14 protein-coding genes are annotated in these 16,763 nt (G+C 71.4%); 6 read left to right on the forward strand and 8 right to left on the reverse strand.

Annotated features, from left to right (window positions below; translation table 11 throughout):
* Positions 1-169: 169 nt before the first annotated feature.
* Complete coding sequence (locus ACIRS4_RS19985) at positions 170-2,623, forward strand: transglycosylase domain-containing protein (RefSeq protein WP_404197424.1); 2,454 nt, start codon at positions 170-172, stop codon at positions 2,621-2,623.
* Between the two features lie 65 nt (positions 2,624-2,688).
* Here the strand turns inward: ACIRS4_RS19985 and ACIRS4_RS19990 are convergent, their stop codons facing one another.
* The 4 genes from ACIRS4_RS19990 to ACIRS4_RS20005 form a co-directional block, all read right to left on the reverse strand.
* Positions 2,689-4,890 carry a SpoIIE family protein phosphatase gene (locus ACIRS4_RS19990; protein ID WP_404197427.1) on the reverse strand — a complete coding sequence of 734 codons (2,202 nt, stop codon included), beginning with the start codon at positions 4,888-4,890 and terminating at the stop codon, positions 2,689-2,691.
* 325 nt (positions 4,891-5,215) lie between these two features.
* A complete protein-coding gene (locus ACIRS4_RS19995; RefSeq protein ID WP_404197430.1) occupies positions 5,216-5,908 on the reverse strand; it encodes a DUF402 domain-containing protein in 693 nt (230 codons plus the stop codon).
* A 72-nt stretch (positions 5,909-5,980) separates the two neighbouring features.
* Entirely contained in the window at positions 5,981-7,366 is a 1,386-nt protein-coding gene (locus tag ACIRS4_RS20000; protein WP_404197432.1) for a class II fumarate hydratase, read from the reverse strand.
* Between the two features lie 190 nt (positions 7,367-7,556).
* Positions 7,557-9,224, reverse strand: a complete 1,668-nt coding sequence (locus ACIRS4_RS20005; protein ID WP_404197435.1) for a fumarate hydratase — start codon at positions 9,222-9,224, stop codon at positions 7,557-7,559.
* Positions 9,225-9,418: 194 nt separating this feature from the next.
* On the opposite strand from ACIRS4_RS20005, the gene ACIRS4_RS20010 reads away from it, so the two are divergent.
* Positions 9,419-10,105, forward strand: a complete 687-nt coding sequence (locus ACIRS4_RS20010) for a DUF1707 domain-containing protein (protein WP_404197437.1) — start codon at positions 9,419-9,421, stop codon at positions 10,103-10,105.
* A gap of 117 nt (positions 10,106-10,222) precedes the next feature.
* The gene (locus tag ACIRS4_RS20015) at positions 10,223-10,597 is read left to right on the forward strand and encodes a WhiB family transcriptional regulator (protein ID WP_130441576.1); all 375 of its coding nucleotides are present in this window, start codon (positions 10,223-10,225) and stop codon (positions 10,595-10,597) included.
* Positions 10,598-10,667: 70 nt separating this feature from the next.
* On the opposite strand, the gene glpX is transcribed toward ACIRS4_RS20015, so the two are convergent.
* Positions 10,668-11,702: a class II fructose-bisphosphatase gene (gene glpX / locus ACIRS4_RS20020; RefSeq protein WP_358795793.1), complete on the reverse strand. Its 1,035-nt coding sequence runs from the start codon at positions 11,700-11,702 to the stop codon at positions 10,668-10,670.
* A gap of 127 nt (positions 11,703-11,829) precedes the next feature.
* On the opposite strand from glpX, the gene ACIRS4_RS20025 reads away from it, so the two are divergent.
* Positions 11,830-12,354, forward strand: a complete 525-nt coding sequence (locus ACIRS4_RS20025) for a DUF4245 domain-containing protein (protein ID WP_404197442.1) — start codon at positions 11,830-11,832, stop codon at positions 12,352-12,354.
* 87 nt (positions 12,355-12,441) lie between these two features.
* Here ACIRS4_RS20025 and ACIRS4_RS20030 read toward each other — a convergent pair whose 3' ends face one another.
* The 3 genes from ACIRS4_RS20030 to xseA form a co-directional block, all read right to left on the reverse strand.
* Positions 12,442-13,032 (reverse strand): malonic semialdehyde reductase, encoded by a 591-nt coding sequence (locus ACIRS4_RS20030; protein ID WP_404197444.1) that lies wholly within the window; start codon positions 13,030-13,032, stop codon positions 12,442-12,444.
* A gap of 189 nt (positions 13,033-13,221) precedes the next feature.
* On the reverse strand, positions 13,222-13,458 hold the full coding sequence (locus tag ACIRS4_RS20035; RefSeq protein ID WP_404197447.1) for an exodeoxyribonuclease VII small subunit: 237 nt from the start codon (positions 13,456-13,458) through the stop codon (positions 13,222-13,224).
* Positions 13,455-14,678 (reverse strand): exodeoxyribonuclease VII large subunit, encoded by a 1,224-nt coding sequence (gene xseA, locus ACIRS4_RS20040; protein WP_404197449.1) that lies wholly within the window; start codon positions 14,676-14,678, stop codon positions 13,455-13,457. Before xseA ends, ACIRS4_RS20035 begins: the two co-directional genes overlap by 4 nt.
* A gap of 147 nt (positions 14,679-14,825) precedes the next feature.
* Between xseA and ACIRS4_RS20045 the strand changes: the two genes are divergently transcribed.
* A complete protein-coding gene (locus ACIRS4_RS20045) occupies positions 14,826-15,863 on the forward strand; it encodes a 4-hydroxy-3-methylbut-2-enyl diphosphate reductase (protein WP_404197452.1) in 1,038 nt (345 codons plus the stop codon).
* Positions 15,864-15,892: 29 nt separating this feature from the next.
* Entirely contained in the window at positions 15,893-16,639 is a 747-nt protein-coding gene (ppgK, locus tag ACIRS4_RS20050) for a polyphosphate--glucose phosphotransferase (protein ID WP_404197455.1), read from the forward strand.
* The last annotated feature ends 124 nt before the right edge of the window (positions 16,640-16,763 follow it).

Genomic DNA, 16,763 nt, shown 5'->3' on the forward strand with positions numbered 1-16,763 from the left:
TCGAATCCCTTGGAACGGGGGCCGGTTCCAGCGGGCGGGGTGCTGATTCTCACCCCTGTCCGGGGCCGGATCGAGAGCCCTTTGTCATAGAGAGCGGTGTTAGCTTTCTGAGCTGACTGCCTCCGGGCACGGGTGTGACAGCCGAGTAGGAAGCGGAGCGAGCAGAGTCATGGGACGAGCGGACGACAGACGAGCGCGCCAGCGCGGTGGCCGCCGCGCGGCGCCCAAGAATCGTTCGTCACGGGCGGAGACACCGCCGACGCGCAGCGAGCCGGCGTCCCCGGCCGAGGAGACGACGTCCGCGGCCACCGCGACCGCCACCGCTCCCCATGGCGGCCGCGCCGCCGCCCGCCGGGGGGCCAGGAAGGGCGCCAAGCCCGGCAAGGCCGACCGCGGTCTCATACGCCGCATGTTCACCTGGAAGAAGGTGCTCGGCACGTTCCTCGGCGTGTGCCTGCTCACCATCGGCGCGTTCATCGTGCTCTACGTGACCACGCCGATCCCGGACACGGCCAACGCCGAGGCCCAGCTGCAGAGCAACGTCTACAAGTTCAGCGACGGCACGCTCCTCGCCCGCGACGGCAAGCTCAACCGCGAGAACGTCGACCTGGCCGACGTCCCCAAGGCCGTCCAGCGCACCTTCGTCGCCGCCGAGAACAAGTCCTTCTACGACGACGCCGGCGTCGACCTGCGCGGCACCGCCCGCGGTGTCCTCAACACGCTCATGGGCAAGGGCGCTCAGGGCGGTTCGACGATCACCCAGCAGTACGTCAAGAACTACTACCTGACCCAGGAACAGACCGTCACGCGCAAGCTGAAGGAGCTGGTCATCTCCCTGAAGCTGGACCAGGAGGAGTCCAAGGAGTACATCCTGGCCGGCTACATCAACACCAGCTACTACGGCCGCGGCGCCTACGGCATCCAGGCCGCCGCCCAGGCCTACTACCGCGTCGACGCCGACAAGCTCACCGTCGCACAGGGCGCCTACCTCGCCGCACTGCTCCAGGCCCCCAGCCAGTACGACTGGTCCTCCGCCACCTCCACCGGCAAGCGCCTGGTCCAGCAGCGCTGGAACTACGTCCTGAAGAACATGGTCGAGGAGAAGTGGCTCCAGCAGTCCGAGCGCGCCGGCATGGAGTTCCCGGTTCCGAAGGAACCGAAGGCCGCGCCCGGCATGCAGGGCCAGGTCGGCTACCTGGTCGACGCCGCCAACGGCGAGCTGGAGAAACAGCTCGTCGCCCAGGGCGTCGCGGCGAACGCCAAGGAAGCCGAGGCGATGGTCAACGCCGGCGGCTGGAACATCACGCTCAACATCGACAAGAAGAAGCAGAAGGCGCTGGAAGCCTCCGTCAAGAAGCAGCTCACCGACAAGCTCGACCCGAAGAAGCACTCGGTCGACGCCGACGTCCAGGCCGGCGCCGCCTCGGTGGACCCGAAGACGGGCGCTGTCGTGGCGATGTACGGCGGCGTGGACTACGTCAAGCACTACGTCAACAACGCCACCCGCGCCGACTACCAGCCCGCCTCCACCTTCAAGCCGGTGATCCTGGCCGCCGCCCTGGACAAGGGCGCCAAGACCCAGGACGGCGACGAGATCGACGCGAACACCGTTTACGACGGCACCAGCAAGCGCCCGGTCAAGGGCAGCGACATCGGCTTCGCCCCGGAGAACGAGGACGAGCGCGACTACGGCGACGTCACCGTCCAGACCGCGATGAACAAGTCCATCAACTCCGTCTTCGCGCAGATGGGCGTCGACGTCGGCATGGACGAGGTGCTCAAGACCGCGAGCGACCTCGGCATGAACACCAAGGACCTGAAGGCGGTGCCCGCCCAGACCCTCGGCACCATGGGCGCGAGCCCCCTGCAGATGGCCGGCGTCTACGCCACCCTGGACAACCACGGCAGGAAGGTCACCCCGACCCTCATCAAGTCGGCGCAGAACAGCGCCCACTCGGTGCAGCCGGCCGACGGCGTCGGCGAGCAGGTCATCGACCGCAAGGCCGCCGACTCGGTCACCTCGGTCCTCACCGGCGTGGTCGACGACGGCACCGCCAAGCTGTCGGTGCGCGACAACCCGCTGCGCAAGGGCCAGAAGGTCGCCGGCAAGACCGGCACCTCCGACTTCAACAGGTCGGCCTGGTTCACCGGTTACACCCCCGACCTGGTCACCTCCGTCGGTCTGTTCGGCGAGTCCGCCAAGCCCCCGCACGCCCAGGTCCCGCTGACCGGCGCGACCAACGGCCTGAAGAACGACGACGGCCGCGTCAACGGCGGCGGCTTCCCCGCGGAGATCTGGGCCGGGTACACCTTCGGCGTCTCCACCAAGGTCAGCAAGTTCGACCTGGAGACCGACCAGGGCGCCGCGGTCCAGCAGCCCCCCTCGCCCAGCCCGTCGCCGTCGAAGTCCGACGAGCCGTCGCAGGAGCCGAGCAGCGAGCCGCCCACGAGCAGCGCACCGCCCAAGAGCCCCTCGCCCTCCCAGACGCCCACCACGCAGGAGCCGTCTCAGTCTCCGACCACCGACGAGCCTTCGGAGTCGCCGACCACCGAGGAACCGCCGACCACGGACGAACCCGCCAACCCGCTGGACCCGCAGCTGGGGAGCGGGACGGGACAGTAGGCGGCGGGAACGGCGGAGGGCGCCCGGTGATCACCACCGGGCGCCCTCCGCCGTGTCTCAGCCGCTCACTGACCGCCCTGGTTCAGCTCGAACCAAACCACCTTCCCCGTGCTCAGCCGGGTGGCGCCCCACCGGCGGGCCAGCCGGTTCACCAGGTACAGCCCGCGGCCGCCCTCGTCCGTGGCCCGCGCCTGCCGCAGCCGCGGCAGCTGCGGCACGTCGTCGCCCACCTCGCAGCGCAGCACGTCCGTGCGCAGCAGCCGCAGCGTCACCGGCCGCGTGGCGTAGCGCACCGCGTTGGTGACCACCTCGCTCACCAGCAGCTCGACCGAGTCGGTCAGCTCCTCCAGCCCCCACCGGGACAGCGCCCGCCGGGCCAGCCGGCGCGCCTGCCCTGGAGCGGAGTCCTCCGGTTCCAGGTACCAGTACGCCACGTCGCTCGGCGCGATCCCGTCGAACCGGGCGGCGAGCAGCGCGATGTCGTCGTCCCGGTCGCCCGGGCCGAGCATGTCGAGCACCTCGTCGCACAGCGCCTCCAGGGGCGGCGGGTGATCCGGCCCGGTGAGCTGCGCGGTCGCCGCGAGCTTCTCCCGCAGCTGCTCTATGCCGGTCGCCACGTCCCGCAGCCGGGACTCCACCAGGCCGTCGGTGTACAGCAGCAGCGTCGCCCCGGCCGGCGCGTCCAGCTGCACCGCCTCGAAGTCGACGCCGCCCACGCCGATCGGCGCGCCCGGCGGCACCCGCAGCACCTCGGCCCGGCCGCCCAGATGCAGCAGGACGGGCGGCGGATGGCCGGCGTTGGCGATGGTGATGCGGTGCGAGACCGGGTCGTACACCGCGTACAGGCAGGTCGCCATGCGGTCGGTGCCCAGGCGCTGGGCCTGTTCGTCGAGGTGGTGCAGCACCTCCTGCGGCGGCAGGTCGAGCCCGGCCAGGGTCTGCGCGGTCGTGCGCAACTGGCCCATGATGGCCGCGCTGGTCATGGAGTGCCCCATGACGTCGCCCACCACCAGCGCCACCCGGCTGCCCGGCAGCGGGATCGCGTCGTACCAGTCGCCGCCGACCCGCGCGGTCTCCGCGGCCGGCAGATAGCGGGAGGCCAGCCGTACACCCGTGGGGCGCGGCAGGGTCTCCGGGAGCATCGTGCGCTGGAGCTCGTCGGCGATGTACGCCTCACGGTCGTACAGCACGGCCTTGTCGATGCCCAGGGCGCTGTGCGTGGCGAGCTGGGCGGCGACCAGCAGGTCGTCGTTCTCGAACGGCATACGGTCCGGGCGGCGTATGAACACCGCCGCGCCGATCACCCGGCGCCGGCCCCGCAACGGGGCGAGGATCGCCCTCTGGTCGTCGGGCACTTCCAACTGGCTGTCCTCGCCCAGGAGCTCGGGCAGGGCGGCGAGGGCGGCCGGACTGTCGGCGAACACCGGGCGCACCCCGCGCAGCACCTCCGCGAGCGCCCCGCCGGGCCGTACCTCGCACAGTTCGGCGATCGCCGCCGACAGTTCCGACAGCTCCGGCGTCTCCGGCGGCGCTGCGAGGGCCGCGAAGCCGGTGTCGGTGTCCCGCTCCTCCGGGATGCGGTCGGTGCGCCGCAGCCGCAGCACCACCCGGTCCGCGACCGGCCGCTCGTCGCCGACCGGCAGCGGGTCGCGCAGATAGACGAGGATGGCGTCGGAGAAGGTCGGCACGGTGGCCCGGCACAGCCCCATCACGATCTCGTCCAGGTCCAGACCGCGGGCGATCCGCCGGGTCGCGGCGCCCACGAAGCGCAGCCGGTCCCCGTCCCGGCGCATCGGCGTGGGCCGGCCGGGCGCCGGGATCTGCCCGGTGCGGCGCTCCCGGCCGTCGGCCGCCTGCTCCAGGACCCGCTCGTAACTCAGGTCCGCGGTGCGTTCGGGCCCCCGCTCGGCCCGCGGGTCGGCCCGGGCGCCGGGCTGGACCGGGATGGACTCGGGCGCGGGGCGCGGCCGGTGGGTGTCCGTCTCGGCCGTCGCCGGCTGGGAGTGCTCGGGCTCGGAACCGGCCGGATCTTGCCCCATGATGCCCTTGCTCCCCCTGATCCCTTTGCTCCCTTTGCTCCCCTTGCCTCCCGGGCCCGCCGGACCGGCCGGGCCACCCGGCCCGCACGGCGTCGCGTCGCCCGGCGCTGCGGACGGTAAGCCGGCGGCGCCCTCCGGCGCGTGCGCCGGGGTACGCGGGAGCGCCCCACGGGACTCCGTGGGGTCCACGCCCTGGGGGCGTTCGAACGAGGTGGGCTGCTCCGTCACGCGTGTCGAATCCGTCCGTCCGGGGCTGCGTGCCGCGCACGCAGTCGGTCCCGCAGGAATCCCGATACCCGGAATACGTGTCCCCGGAACGGATTTCCCGCGTGGTCAGAGGCTGTTCCCGTGTCACCGGTGGACCATACGCGGCCCCCAGGGCGTGTTCCGGAAGTACCGTCCGCCCCGCCGGTGTCGCCCTCGTACCCCTCGCTCACGTCCTGCCGCCCCTCGGTGACGTTCGGTCAGACCCGGCACGTGCTCCGGGAGTTGCTGTTGCGCATCCTTGCGGAGGACGATCCTACGTTTGCTGCCCGGGGGCACATCAAGGGTCTCATGTGGACAGGTGCGCGGGCGTGCGGTCCCAGTCCTCCGGCAGCAACGGTACGGCCCAGGACGGGTCGGGGCGCCAGTGCTGCCAGCCGTCGGCGAACGGGGACGCCCAGGCGGAGATCTCCGCCACGGCCGAACGGCCCGCCTCCCGCACCCGCTCGGCCACCTGGGCGTCCATCAGGCCGTCCGCCTGCGCCTGCGCGAACTCGTCCTCGTCACACCATCCCCAAGTGCGGTCCGGATACACGCAGATGTCCAGGAAGTGGTCCTCGGAGTCCACCCCGCCGTCCCAACGGGACAGGGGCTCCTCGAGGTTGACGTACCAGTTCTTGAACTTCCAGCCCGGCTCCCAGAACAGCCACACCGACCACGGCTCGCCGGGCCGGGCCAGCTTCAGCACCCCGGTGCCGAACCAGCGGTCGCGCACCACGCCGCGCGGCTTGGTGTAGCGGGTGCCCAGCGGCTCCCGGTGCAGCGGGGTGCCGTCCGCGAGCACCGGCTTGACGCACTGGGTGCCGGGCGCCATCCAGACCGCGAGCAGCTCCGCGTCGTCGCGCACCACCGTGACGGGACGGGCGATGTGGATGCGCGCGCCGCCGTTCTCCCGGTAGCGCCACAGGATCTGGTCCCCGGGCTCCCAGTGGACCGCCGCACCGCCCGTTCCCGCGCTTCTCACCGCTCCGCCGTCTGCCATGGACAGATATTAGGTGCCCCGGGCACCCGACGCTGCGGTTCGTGTCACGGTTCGCCCGTCAGCGGCGAAAGGTCACGGGCGCGTCATCCGCAGGACATCCAGCGCCTCGTCGAGCTGCTGGAGCGTCAGGTCGCCCCGCTCCACGTAGCCGCCGTCGAGCACCGCCTCCCGGATCGTCTTCCGCTCCGCCAGCGCCTTCTTGGCGACCTTGGCGGCCTCCTCGTACCCGATGTACTTGTTGAGCGGGGTCACCACGGACGGCGAGGACTCCGCGTACTCACGGGCGCGTTCACGGTGCGCGACGATGCCGTCCACGGTCCGGTCGGCGAGCAGCCGCGAGGCGTTGGCCAGCAGCCGCACCGACTCCAGGACGTTCTTGGCGATCACCGGGAGCATCACGTTGAGCTCGAAGTTGCCGGCCGCCCCCGCGGTGGCGACGGTGGCGTCGTTGCCGACGACCTGTGCGGCGACCATCAGCACCGCCTCCGGGATCACCGGGTTCACCTTGCCCGGCATGATCGAGGAGCCGGGCTGGAGGTCGGGAAGGCTGATCTCGGCCAGCCCGGTCATCGGCCCCGACGCCATCCAGCGCAGATCGTTGGCGATCTTCGTCAGGCCCACCGCGACGGTCCGCAGCTGCCCGCTCGTCTCGACGATGCCGTCCCGCGCGCCCTGCGCCTCGAAGTGGTCGCGGGCCTCCGTCAGCGGCAGCCCGGTGACCCGTGCGACCTCCTCGATCACGGCGGCGGAGAAGCCCGGCGGGGTGTTGATGCCGGTGCCGACGGCGGTGCCGCCCAGCGGCAGCTCGGCCAGCCGGGGGAGGGAGGCCCGCAGCCGCTCCACGCCGTAGCGCACCTGTGCGGTGTACCCGCCGAACTCCTGCCCCAGCGTCACCGGGGTGGCGTCCATCAGGTGCGTGCGCCCCGACTTCACCACGTCGGCGAACTCCTCCGCCTTGCGGCCGAGGGCCTCGGCGAGGTGCTCCAGGGCCGGGATCAGATCACGGGTGACGGCGGCGGTGGCGGCGATGTGGATCGACGACGGGAACACGTCGTTGGAGGACTGCGAGGCGTTGACGTGGTCGTTGGGATGCACGTCCCGGCCCAGCCGCTCGCTCGCCAGGGTCGCGATCACCTCGTTGGCGTTCATGTTGGACGAGGTGCCCGAGCCGGTCTGGAACACGTCGACGGGGAAGTGCTCGTCCCAGTCGCCCGCGGCGACCTCCTCGGCCGCGTCCTGGACCGCCTGCGCGACGTCCTTGTCCAGGACCCCCAGCTCGGCGTTGACCTTGGCCGCCGCCTGCTTGATCCGCGCGAGCGCCTCGATGTGGGCGCGCTCGATGCGCTGCCCGGAGACGGGGAAGTTCTCCACCGCGCGCTGCGTCTGCGCCCGCCACTTCGCGTGCGCCGGGACGCGGACCTCGCCCATGGAGTCGTGTTCGATGCGGTAGTCGCTCATGCCTGTTACAGCGATCGGGACGGCGGTGATGTTCCTGGCCGCCGGTGACGGTCCCGGGGCGGCCCCGCGCGGATCCCGTGATCCACGTCCCGGCGGAGCCCTGCCGGGGCGGCGACAGGCTTCACCGCGCTCGCACCGGAGAGCGGACGCCCGCCCCCGACGCGACAGGGGCGGGCGTCCGCTCAGCGGATCACACCAGTCCGGGACCGCGCACCGGGATCGAGGTGAACGTCGGGGCGGGGGCCGGGTCCTTGAAGAAGTCGTTGCCCTTGTCGTCGACGACGATGAACGCCGGGAAGTCCTCGACCTCGATCTTCCACACGGCCTCCATGCCGAGCTCCTCGTACTCGACGACCTCGACCTTCTTGATGCAGTCCTGCGCGAGCCGCGCGGCGGGGCCGCCGATGGAGCCGAGGTAGAAGCCGCCGTGCGCGCCGCACGCGTCCGTGACCTGCTGCGAGCGGTTGCCCTTGGCCAGCATCACCTTGGAGCCGCCGGCCGCCTGGAACTGCTCGACGTAGGAGTCCATGCGCCCGGCGGTCGTCGGACCGAACGAGCCCGACGCGTAGCCCTCGGGAGTCTTGGCCGGACCGGCGTAGTACACCGGGTGGTCCTTCAGGTACTGCGGCATCTCCTCGCCCGCGTCCAGCCGCTCCTTGATCTTGGCGTGCGCGATGTCGCGGGCCACGACCAGCGGGCCGGTCAGCGACAGCCGGGTCTTGACCGGGTACTTGGTCAGCTCGGCGAGGATGTCGTCCATCGGCTGGTTGAGGTCGATCCTGACGACGTCGGACGACTCGTCGAGGTGCTCGTCCGTGGTGTCCGGCAGGAACCGCGCCGGGTCGGTCTCCAGCTGCTCCAGGAAGACGCCCTCCGCGGTGATCTTCGCGACGGCCTGACGGTCGGCGGAGCAGGAGACGGCGATGGCGACCGGGCAGGACGCGCCGTGCCGGGGCAGCCGCACCACGCGCACGTCGTGGCAGAAGTACTTGCCGCCGAACTGCGCACCGATCCCGATCTTCTGCGTCAGCTCGAAGACCTTCTCCTCCAGCTCCTTGTCCCGGAACCCGTGCCCGAGCGGCGAGCCCTCGGCCGGGATCTCGTCCAGGTAGTGCGCGGAGGCGTACTTCGCGGTCTTCAGCGCGTACTCGGCGCTCGTGCCGCCGACGACGATCGCCAGGTGGTACGGCGGGCAGGCGGCCGTGCCGAGCGAGCGGATCTTCTCCTCCAGGAACTTCATCATGGAGGCCTCGTTCAGGACGGCCTTCGTCTCCTGGTAGAGGAACGACTTGTTGGCGGAGCCGCCGCCCTTCGCCATGAACAGGAACTTGTACGCGCCGCCGTCGGTGGCGTACAGCTCGATCTGCGCCGGCAGGTTGGAGCCGGTGTTCTTCTCCTCCCACATGGTGAGCGGAGCCATCTGCGAGTACCGCAGGTTGAGGTTCAGGTAGGCGTCGTAGATGCCCTTCGACAGGGCCGCCTCGTCGCCGCCCTCGGTCAGCACGTTCTGGCCGCGCTTGCCCATCACGATCGCCGTGCCGGTGTCCTGGCACATCGGGAGCACGCCGGCGGCCGCGATGTTCGCGTTCTTCAGCAGGTCCAGCGCGACGAACTTGTCGTTGCCGGACGCCTCCGGGTCGTCGATGATCCGCCGCAGCTGCGCCAGGTGGGCCGGGCGCAGGTAGTGCTGGATGTCGTGGACGGCCTCCTCGGCCAGCTTGCGCAGCGCCTCGGGCTCCACCTTGAGGAACGTCCGCCCGTCGGCCTCGAAGGTGGAGACACCCTCGGAGGTCACCAGCCGGTAGGGGGTGGTGTCCTCTCCCATGGGGAGCAGATCGGTGTACTCGAACTCAGGCATCTCGCCCATTCCTCACTCGACAGACAGCGCGGCTGACCTCCGTTGGCAGCGTCCACCAGCGTAGAACCTGCCCGGAGGGGCCGAGCTTGTGAGGTAAGGCTCAGTTCGGCGGCGGGCGCCGGACGGCGGCCCGGCCAGGCCGGCACCCGTACGAGGGACTATCGCGATCTATCGTGTTTGGGTACGCTGCTGCCGTGGACCTTCAGAAGCAGACCGCCCCCGCTGCCGCCGCCGAGCTGCGCGCCTCGGACGCCGACCGCGACCGTATCGCCGACATCCTGCGCGACGCCCTCGCCGAGGGCCGGCTCACCGCCGAGGAGCACGCCGAGCGCGTCGAGGGCGTCCTCGGCGCCAAGACGGTCGGTGAACTGGACGTCTACATACGCGACCTGCCCGCCGCCCACCAGCGGCACGCCCCGCCCCACGCGTCCGCCCCCAACCGCCCGCCGGCCGGCTCGGTCCCCGCCGACCCGGACGACAACCTGGTCGCGATCTTCAGCGCGAGCGTCCGCAAGGGGCGTTGGCGCGCGGGCCGCCGCATCCACGCCTACGCGATCTTCGGCAGCGTCGAGATCGACCTCAGCGAGGCCCTGTTCGAGTACCGGCAGGTCGTCGTCAAGGCCATCTCGGTCTTCGGCAACATCGAGATCCAGGTCCCGGAGAACGTCTCGCTGCGCGGCACCGGCGGCGGCGTCCTCGGCAACTTCGAGGTGGAGACGCTCGACTCGCCCGAGCCGGACGCCCCGGTGGTCTACGTCGACGGCTGGGCCGTCCTCGGCAACATCGAGGGCCGGCCGAAGCGCGGGCGGATCGTCGCGGACATCCTCGACCGCGTCCATCGCAAGGTCGACAAGAGTCTGCGCAAACACCTCGACCGTTGACGACGGCGAACGGGCGGCTCCGGCGGGCGCCCGGGAACCCTGTGCATAGGCGCGCGCACAGCGGGTAGGGCTTGCTGCGTCGTCTCTCGCTCGCGAAGCCGTCGTCAGGAGTAGACCGTGCTGCAACCGCCGCATTCGTCCTTGCAGGTAGCCGCCGTTCCGGCCCAGCGGGTGTCAGCGCGCGACAGGGACCAAGACGCTCCATGGCACACCGAGGCGGTGTGCCGGCGCGACGAGGCGGGGCTGTTCTTCGCCCCGTCGAAGGAGCCCACCGCCGCCCGGCTCTCTCGCGAGGAGGCGGCGAAGCGGGTTTGCGCCCGGTGCCCCGTGATGGTGGAGTGCCGCGAGCACGCCCTGCTGCAGCCGGAGCCGTACGGCGTCTGGGGCGGCCTCACCGCCGCCGAACGCCGCGTGGTCCTGGCGCGCCGTCGCCGCCGCGACCTCGACCTGAAGGCGGCGCACACGACCGGCCGCATAGCCGCGGCAGGCTGACGCGGAAGAGGGCGCCTCCTCCGCACAGGGGGCGCCCTTCCGGTCCGCGACCTCAGTACAGCCGGCGCGGCTACTTCGCGCGGTCGAAGTCGATCGCCGAGTAGGCCCGCAGCTTGCTCAGCCGGTGCTCGGAGTCGATCCGCCGGACCGTGCCCGACCTGGAGCGCATCACGATCGAGTCGGTCGTGGCCGTCTCCGCCCGGTACCGCACCCCCCGCAGCAGCTCACCGTCGGTGATGCCGGTGGCGACGAAGAACACGTTCTCGCCCTGCACGAGGTCCTCGGTCGTGAGCACCCGGTCCAGATCGTGCCCGGCGTCGATCGCCCGCTGCCGCTCCTCGTCGTCCTTGGGCCACAGCTTGCCCTGGATGGTGCCGCCCAGGCACTTCACGGCGCAGGCCGAGATGATGCCCTCGGGCGTTCCGCCCACGCCGAGCAGCAGGTCGATGCCGGTGCCCTCGCGCAGCGCCAGGATGGAGCCGGCGACATCGCCGTCGGAGATCAGCTTGATGCGGGCCCCGGTCTCCCGGATCTCCTCTATGAGGCCCTGGTGCCGCGGCCGGTCCAGGATGACGACGGTGACGTCCTCGGGCGTGCCCCGCTTGGCCTTCGCGACCCGGCGGATGTTCACCGAGACCGGCGCGTCGATGTCCACGAAGTCGGCGGCCTCGGGGCCGGTGACCAGCTTGTCCATGTAGAACACGGCGGACGGGTCGAACATGGCCCCGCGCTCGGTGGCGGCGAGGACGGCGATCGCGTTCGGCATGCCCTTGGCCGTCAGCGTGGTGCCGTCGATCGGGTCGACGGCGATGTCCACCTCGGGCCCGGTCCCGTCGCCGACGCGCTCGCCGTTGAAGAGCATCGGCGCCTCGTCCTTCTCGCCCTCGCCGATGACGACCACGCCGTTCATCGACACGGTGGAGACGAGGGTCCGCATGGCGCGCACCGCGGCGCCGTCGGCGCCGTTCTTGTCGCCGCGCCCCACCCAGCGGCCCGCGGCCATCGCGGCGGCTTCGGTGACGCGTACCAGTTCGAGGGCGAGGTTGCGGTCGGGCGCCTCGGAGGGAACGTCCAGTTCGGACGGGAGATGATGATGCTCGGTCATCGGAGCGCACCTTTCTGATACGACGACGGCCGTATGAGGGTTCGAAAGCTGACTCTATCGCCAGTCCGACAAAATGAGCAGGGGACCCCACGGATGAGCGGCCCGGGCACCTGCGACGATAGGGGGCGTGGCAGGTAGGAAAGGCAAGACGCAGACGGTCCGGGACATGGTGCTCTCCCTGGGCCTGATCATGGTCGCCGGCTTGGTGATGTACATCTTCGTCCCGCACGACGACACCCCGCCCGAGACCAAGGCGGTCGACTACCGCGTGGAGCTCCTCACCGCCCGCCGTGCCGCCTCGTACCCGGTTGCGGCGCCCGAGGGGCTGCCGGCGGCGTGGAAGGCGACGTCGGTGCGGTTCCGGGGCGACCAGTTCGACGCCTGGCATCTGGGCTTCCACACCCCGGACGGGGAGTACGTGCAGATCGAGCAGTCCACCGAGAAGCGCTCCACGTTCGTCGAGAAGGCGACCCAGAGCGCCCGCCGGACCGACAGGACGGAGCAGCTGGCGGGCCGGACCTGGGTCCGCTACGCCGACGGCCGCTACAACGCGCTGGTGCAGGAAGGCGCGGACGGCTCGACGACGGTGGTGGCCGGCACCGCGTCCTGGGCCGGACTGGCGCAGATGGCTCAGGCGCTGAAGACGGCGTGAGCGCGGGGCGGCGGAGGTGCGCCGCCCCCGGACACGAAGCAGGCCCCCGGCGATCGTCGCCGGGGGCCTGCGTCATACGGGTGCCGCTCAGACGGTGGTGACCACGTCGTCGTAGGCCAGGCGCGGGGAGCGCGGGTAGGACGCGTTCTCGCCCGGCTTGCCGATGTTGACGACCATCAGCGGGGTGTGGTCGTCGTCCAGGAACTCCTTGCGGACGCCCTCGAAGTCGAAGCCGGTCATCGGGCCGGCGGCGAGACCCGCGGCGCGGATGCCGACGATGAAATACGCGGCCTGGAGGGCGGCGTTCACCGTGGCGGAGCCCTCACGGGCGGTGCGCTCGGCGAAGAAGAGGTCCTTGGCCTGCGGGAACGCCGGGAACAGGGCCGGCAGCTCCTCGTGGAACTCGTTGTCGGCGGAGAGGATCGCGACCAGCGGCGCGGCGGCGGTCTTGGCCTGGTTGCCCTCGGCCATGTGCTGCACCAGGCGCTCGCGGGCCTCGGCGGAGCGGACCAGGGTGATGCGCAGCGGGGTCTGGTTGAAGGCGGTCGGGCCGTACTTGACCAAGTCGTAGATCGCCTGCACCTGCTCGTCGGTGACCTGCTCGTCGGTGAACGCGTTCGCGGTGTGGGCCTCGCGGAACAGCAGGTCCTGGGCGGCGGGGTCAAGAACGAAAGACATGCGGGAACTTCCTCCAATGCGCGTCCGGATCCGGCGGCGCCGGACCGGCTGACAGGACGACCGTACGCCAAAGAAGTTCAACGTTCAACAAGGCGGGGATGTGAGGGTGGTGACGTGATCCACTTCACAGAGTGCCGGGTGTGCGCGTGAGGCGCCACGGACCACCGTGAGCCTCACGCGCGACCCTGTTCAGGCGTCCCCCGAGGGGTTCCCGTCCTCTTCCTCCTCTTCGGCGAGCGCCGCGTCCAGCCGTGCCCGGGCGCCCTCCAGCCAGCGCCGGCACACCTTGGCCAGCTCCTCCCCGCGCTCCCACAGGGCGAGGGACTCCTCCAGCGTCGTGCCCCCCGCCTCCAGGCGGCGCACCACCTCGATCAGCTCGTCGCGCGCCTGCTCGTATCCGAGCACCTCGTCCGTCCCGCTCGTCATGCACCCGATCCCTGCTCGTCGACAATCACCATGAACTCGCCCTCGGCGACCCGCGCCCGCAGCGGCTCCGCCGCCGCCACCTCCTGCGGCCCCCGGACCACATGCCCGTCGGCCTTCTGCAGCACGGCGTACCCCCGTTTCAGCGTCGCGGCCGGGGACAGCGCCACCACGCGCGCGTGCGTGTGCGTCAGCTCGGAGTCCGCGCGGTCCAGGAGGTGCCCCAGCGTGCGCCGCGACCGGTCGGTGAGCGAGGCGACGTGGTCCGCCCGCTCCTCGATCATCCGGTGCGGATCCTGTATCACGGGCCGCGCCAGCGCATGGGCGAGCCCGCGCTCCTCCCGCTCCACGGACGCCTCCACGCACCGCCGCGCCCGGCCGCGCAGCATCCGCACCCGCTCCAGCTCCTCGCCCACGTCCGGCACGACCTTCTTCGCCGCGTCGGTCGGCGTCGAGGCCCGCAGGTCCGCCACATGGTCCAGCAGCGGATTGTCGGGCTCGTGCCCGATCGCCGACACCACCGGCGTACGGCACGCCGCGACCGCCCGGACCAGCTGCTCGTCGGAGAACGGCAGCAGGTCCTCCACGCTTCCGCCGCCCCGCGCGACGATGATCACGTCCACGTCCGGCATGGCGTCCAGCTCCTTCACCGCCTGCACGACCTGCGGCACCGCGTGCACCCCCTGCACCGCGACGTTGCGCACCTCGAAACGGACGGCGGGCCAGCGGTGCCGGGCGTTCTCCAGCACGTCCCGCTCGGCGGCCGAGGCCCGCCCGCAGACCAGCCCGATCAGCTGCGGCAGGAACGGCAGGGGCTTCTTGCGCTCCCGGGCGAACAGCCCCTCCGCGCCCAGCGACTTCTTCAGCTGTTCGAGCCGCGCCAGCAGCTCCCCGACGCCCACCGGCCGTATCTCGACCGCCCGCAGCGACAGCTGCCCACGCGGCGCGTACCACTCCGGCTTGGCGTGGACGACGACCCGCGCGCCCTCCCCGACGACGTCCGCGACGGCGTCGAACGCCTGCCGGAAGCACGTCACGCTCACGGAGACGTCGTACGACGGATCCCGCAACGTGAGGAACACGACGCCCGCGCCCGGACGCCGCGACAACTGGGTGATCTGCCCCTCGACCCACACCGCGCCGAGCCGGTCGATCCACCCCCCGATGAGCCGGGACACCTCGCCGACCGGCAGCGGGGCGTCCGCGGACGTGTTGACAGCCATGCGGTCGAGAGTATCGGCCGCATCTGACAACGACGGTCGGTGGAACCAGCCCGTCCGGCGTCTGAGGACGAGGCCCGTCAGGGCCGATGCGGGGGCCTGGGGGCGGCGGCCCCCGGCCGCCATCCGGGGCCGGCACCCGGCCTTACGATGGGACGCATGACTGCTTCGCCTGGCCGCCGTGTCCTGCTCGCCGCCCCGAGGGGCTACTGCGCCGGTGTGGACCGTGCCGTGATCGCCGTCGAGAAAGCCCTTGAGCAGTACGGCGCCCCCGTCTACGTCCGCCACGAGATCGTCCACAACAAGTACGTCGTGCAGACGCTGGAGAAGAAGGGCGCGATCTTCGTCGAGCAGACGGAGGAGGTGCCCCCGGGCAACATCGTCATGTTCTCCGCCCACGGCGTGGCCCCCGTCGTCCACGATGAGGCCCGGCGCGGCCGCCTCGCCACCATCGACGCCACCTGCCCCCTGGTCACCAAGGTCCACAAGGAAGCCGTCCGCTTCGCCGACGACGACTACGACATCCTGCTGATCGGGCACGAGGGCCACGAGGAGGTCATCGGCACCTCCGGCGAGGCCCCCGAGCACATCCAGCTCGTCGACGGCCCCGGCGACGTCGCGGGCGTCGAGGTCCGCGACCCCTCCAAGGTCGTCTGGCTGTCCCAGACCACGCTGAGCGTGGACGAGACCATGGAGACGGTGGACGCGCTCAAGGAGAAGTTCCCGCAGCTCATCTCCCCGCCCAGCGACGACATCTGCTACGCCACGCAGAACCGTCAGCTCGCGGTGAAGCAGATGGGCGCGGAGTCGGATCTGGTGATCGTCGTCGGCTCGCGCAACTCCTCCAACTCCAAGCGGCTCGTCGAGGTCGCCAAGCTGGCCGGTGCGCGCGAGTCCTTCCTGGTGGACTTCGCGAGCGAGATCGAGGAGGCCTGGCTGGAGGGCGTGACCACGGTCGGCGTCACCTCCGGCGCGTCGGTCCCCGAGGTCCTCGTCGAGGAGGTCCTCGCCTGGCTCGCCGAGCGCGGCTACGAGGACGTGGAACTGGTCAAGGCCGCCGACGAGCACATCACCTTCTCGCTGCCCAAGGAACTCCGCCGCGACCTGCGCGAGGAGGCGGCTGCCCTGGTCGCCGAGCGCGGCGGCAGCGGTGCGGCGGGAGCGGGCTCCCCGGCACCCGCTGAGTGACTGTCAGTCGGCCGTCGTAACGTGGAGCCATGCAGATCTTCGGCGTGGACATCGGCGGATCCGGAATCAAGGGCGCCCCGGTGGACCTGGACAGGGGCGACCTGGCGGAGGAGCGCTTCAAGGTGCTCACCCCGCACCCGGCGACGCCCGACGGCGTGGCCGACGGCGTGAAGCAGGTCGTCGAGCACTACGGCTGGACGGGTCCGGTCGGCCTCACCTTCCCGGGCGTGGTCACCGGCGGATCCCACGTCCGCACGGCGGCCAACGTGGACAAGAACTGGGTCGACACGGACGCGCGCGCCCTGTTCAGCGAGCGGCTCGGCGGGCTGCCCGTCACGGTGGTCAACGACGCGGACGCGGCGGGCGTCGCCGAGATCGCCTTCGGCGCCGGCCGCGACCGAAGCGGCACGGTGATCCTGCTGACCTTCGGCACCGGCATCGGCAGCGCCGTCTTCGTCGACGGGGTCCTCGTCCCCAACACCGAGCTCGGTCACCTCGAACTGAAGGGCCACGACGCGGAGAAGCGCGCCTCCAGCAAGGCCAAGGAGGACCACGACCTGACGTGGGAGCACTGGGCCCACCGTGTGCAGAAGTACCTGGCGCACGTGGAGATGCTCTTCTCGCCGGAGCTCTTCATCATCGGCGGCGGCGTCAGCCGTAAGTCGGAGAAGTTCCTGCACTACATCGAGGGCATCGAGGCGGAGATCGTCCCGGCACAGCTGCAGAACAACGCGGGGATCGTGGGGGCGGCGATGCACGCGGCCAAGCAGGCGTAGCCGGGCGGGGGGGGGGGGTGTGCGCCCCCCCCCCCCCCCCCCCCCCCGCCCACCCCCCCCCCCCCCCCCCCCAACCCCCCCCCCCCCCCGCGGCCCCCCCGGGGGGGGCCCCCCCCCGCCCCCC

Origin of the sequence: Streptomyces sp. NPDC101166, assembly GCF_044768125.1 — a bacterium.
Taxonomy (GTDB): domain Bacteria; phylum Actinomycetota; class Actinomycetes; order Streptomycetales; family Streptomycetaceae; genus Streptomyces.

Coding starts and splice junctions, on each gene's coding strand:
- glpX (WP_358795793.1), bottom strand. CDS start 11,702: ATGACCGAGCATCATCATCTCCCGTCCGAACTGGACGTTCCCTCCGAG.
- ACIRS4_RS20000 (WP_404197432.1), bottom strand. CDS start 7,366: ATGAGCGACTACCGCATCGAACACGACTCCATGGGCGAGGTCCGCGTC.
- ACIRS4_RS19985 (WP_404197424.1), top strand. CDS start 170: ATGGGACGAGCGGACGACAGACGAGCGCGCCAGCGCGGTGGCCGCCGC.
- ACIRS4_RS20030 (WP_404197444.1), bottom strand. CDS start 13,032: ATGTCTTTCGTTCTTGACCCCGCCGCCCAGGACCTGCTGTTCCGCGAG.
- xseA (WP_404197449.1), bottom strand. CDS start 14,678: ATGGCTGTCAACACGTCCGCGGACGCCCCGCTGCCGGTCGGCGAGGTG.
- ACIRS4_RS20035 (WP_404197447.1), bottom strand. CDS start 13,458: ATGACGAGCGGGACGGACGAGGTGCTCGGATACGAGCAGGCGCGCGAC.
- ACIRS4_RS20005 (WP_404197435.1), bottom strand. CDS start 9,224: ATGCCTGAGTTCGAGTACACCGATCTGCTCCCCATGGGAGAGGACACC.
- ACIRS4_RS20045 (WP_404197452.1), top strand. CDS start 14,826: ATGGGACGCATGACTGCTTCGCCTGGCCGCCGTGTCCTGCTCGCCGCC.
- ACIRS4_RS19995 (WP_404197430.1), bottom strand. CDS start 5,908: ATGGCAGACGGCGGAGCGGTGAGAAGCGCGGGAACGGGCGGTGCGGCG.
- ppgK (WP_404197455.1), top strand. CDS start 15,893: ATGCAGATCTTCGGCGTGGACATCGGCGGATCCGGAATCAAGGGCGCC.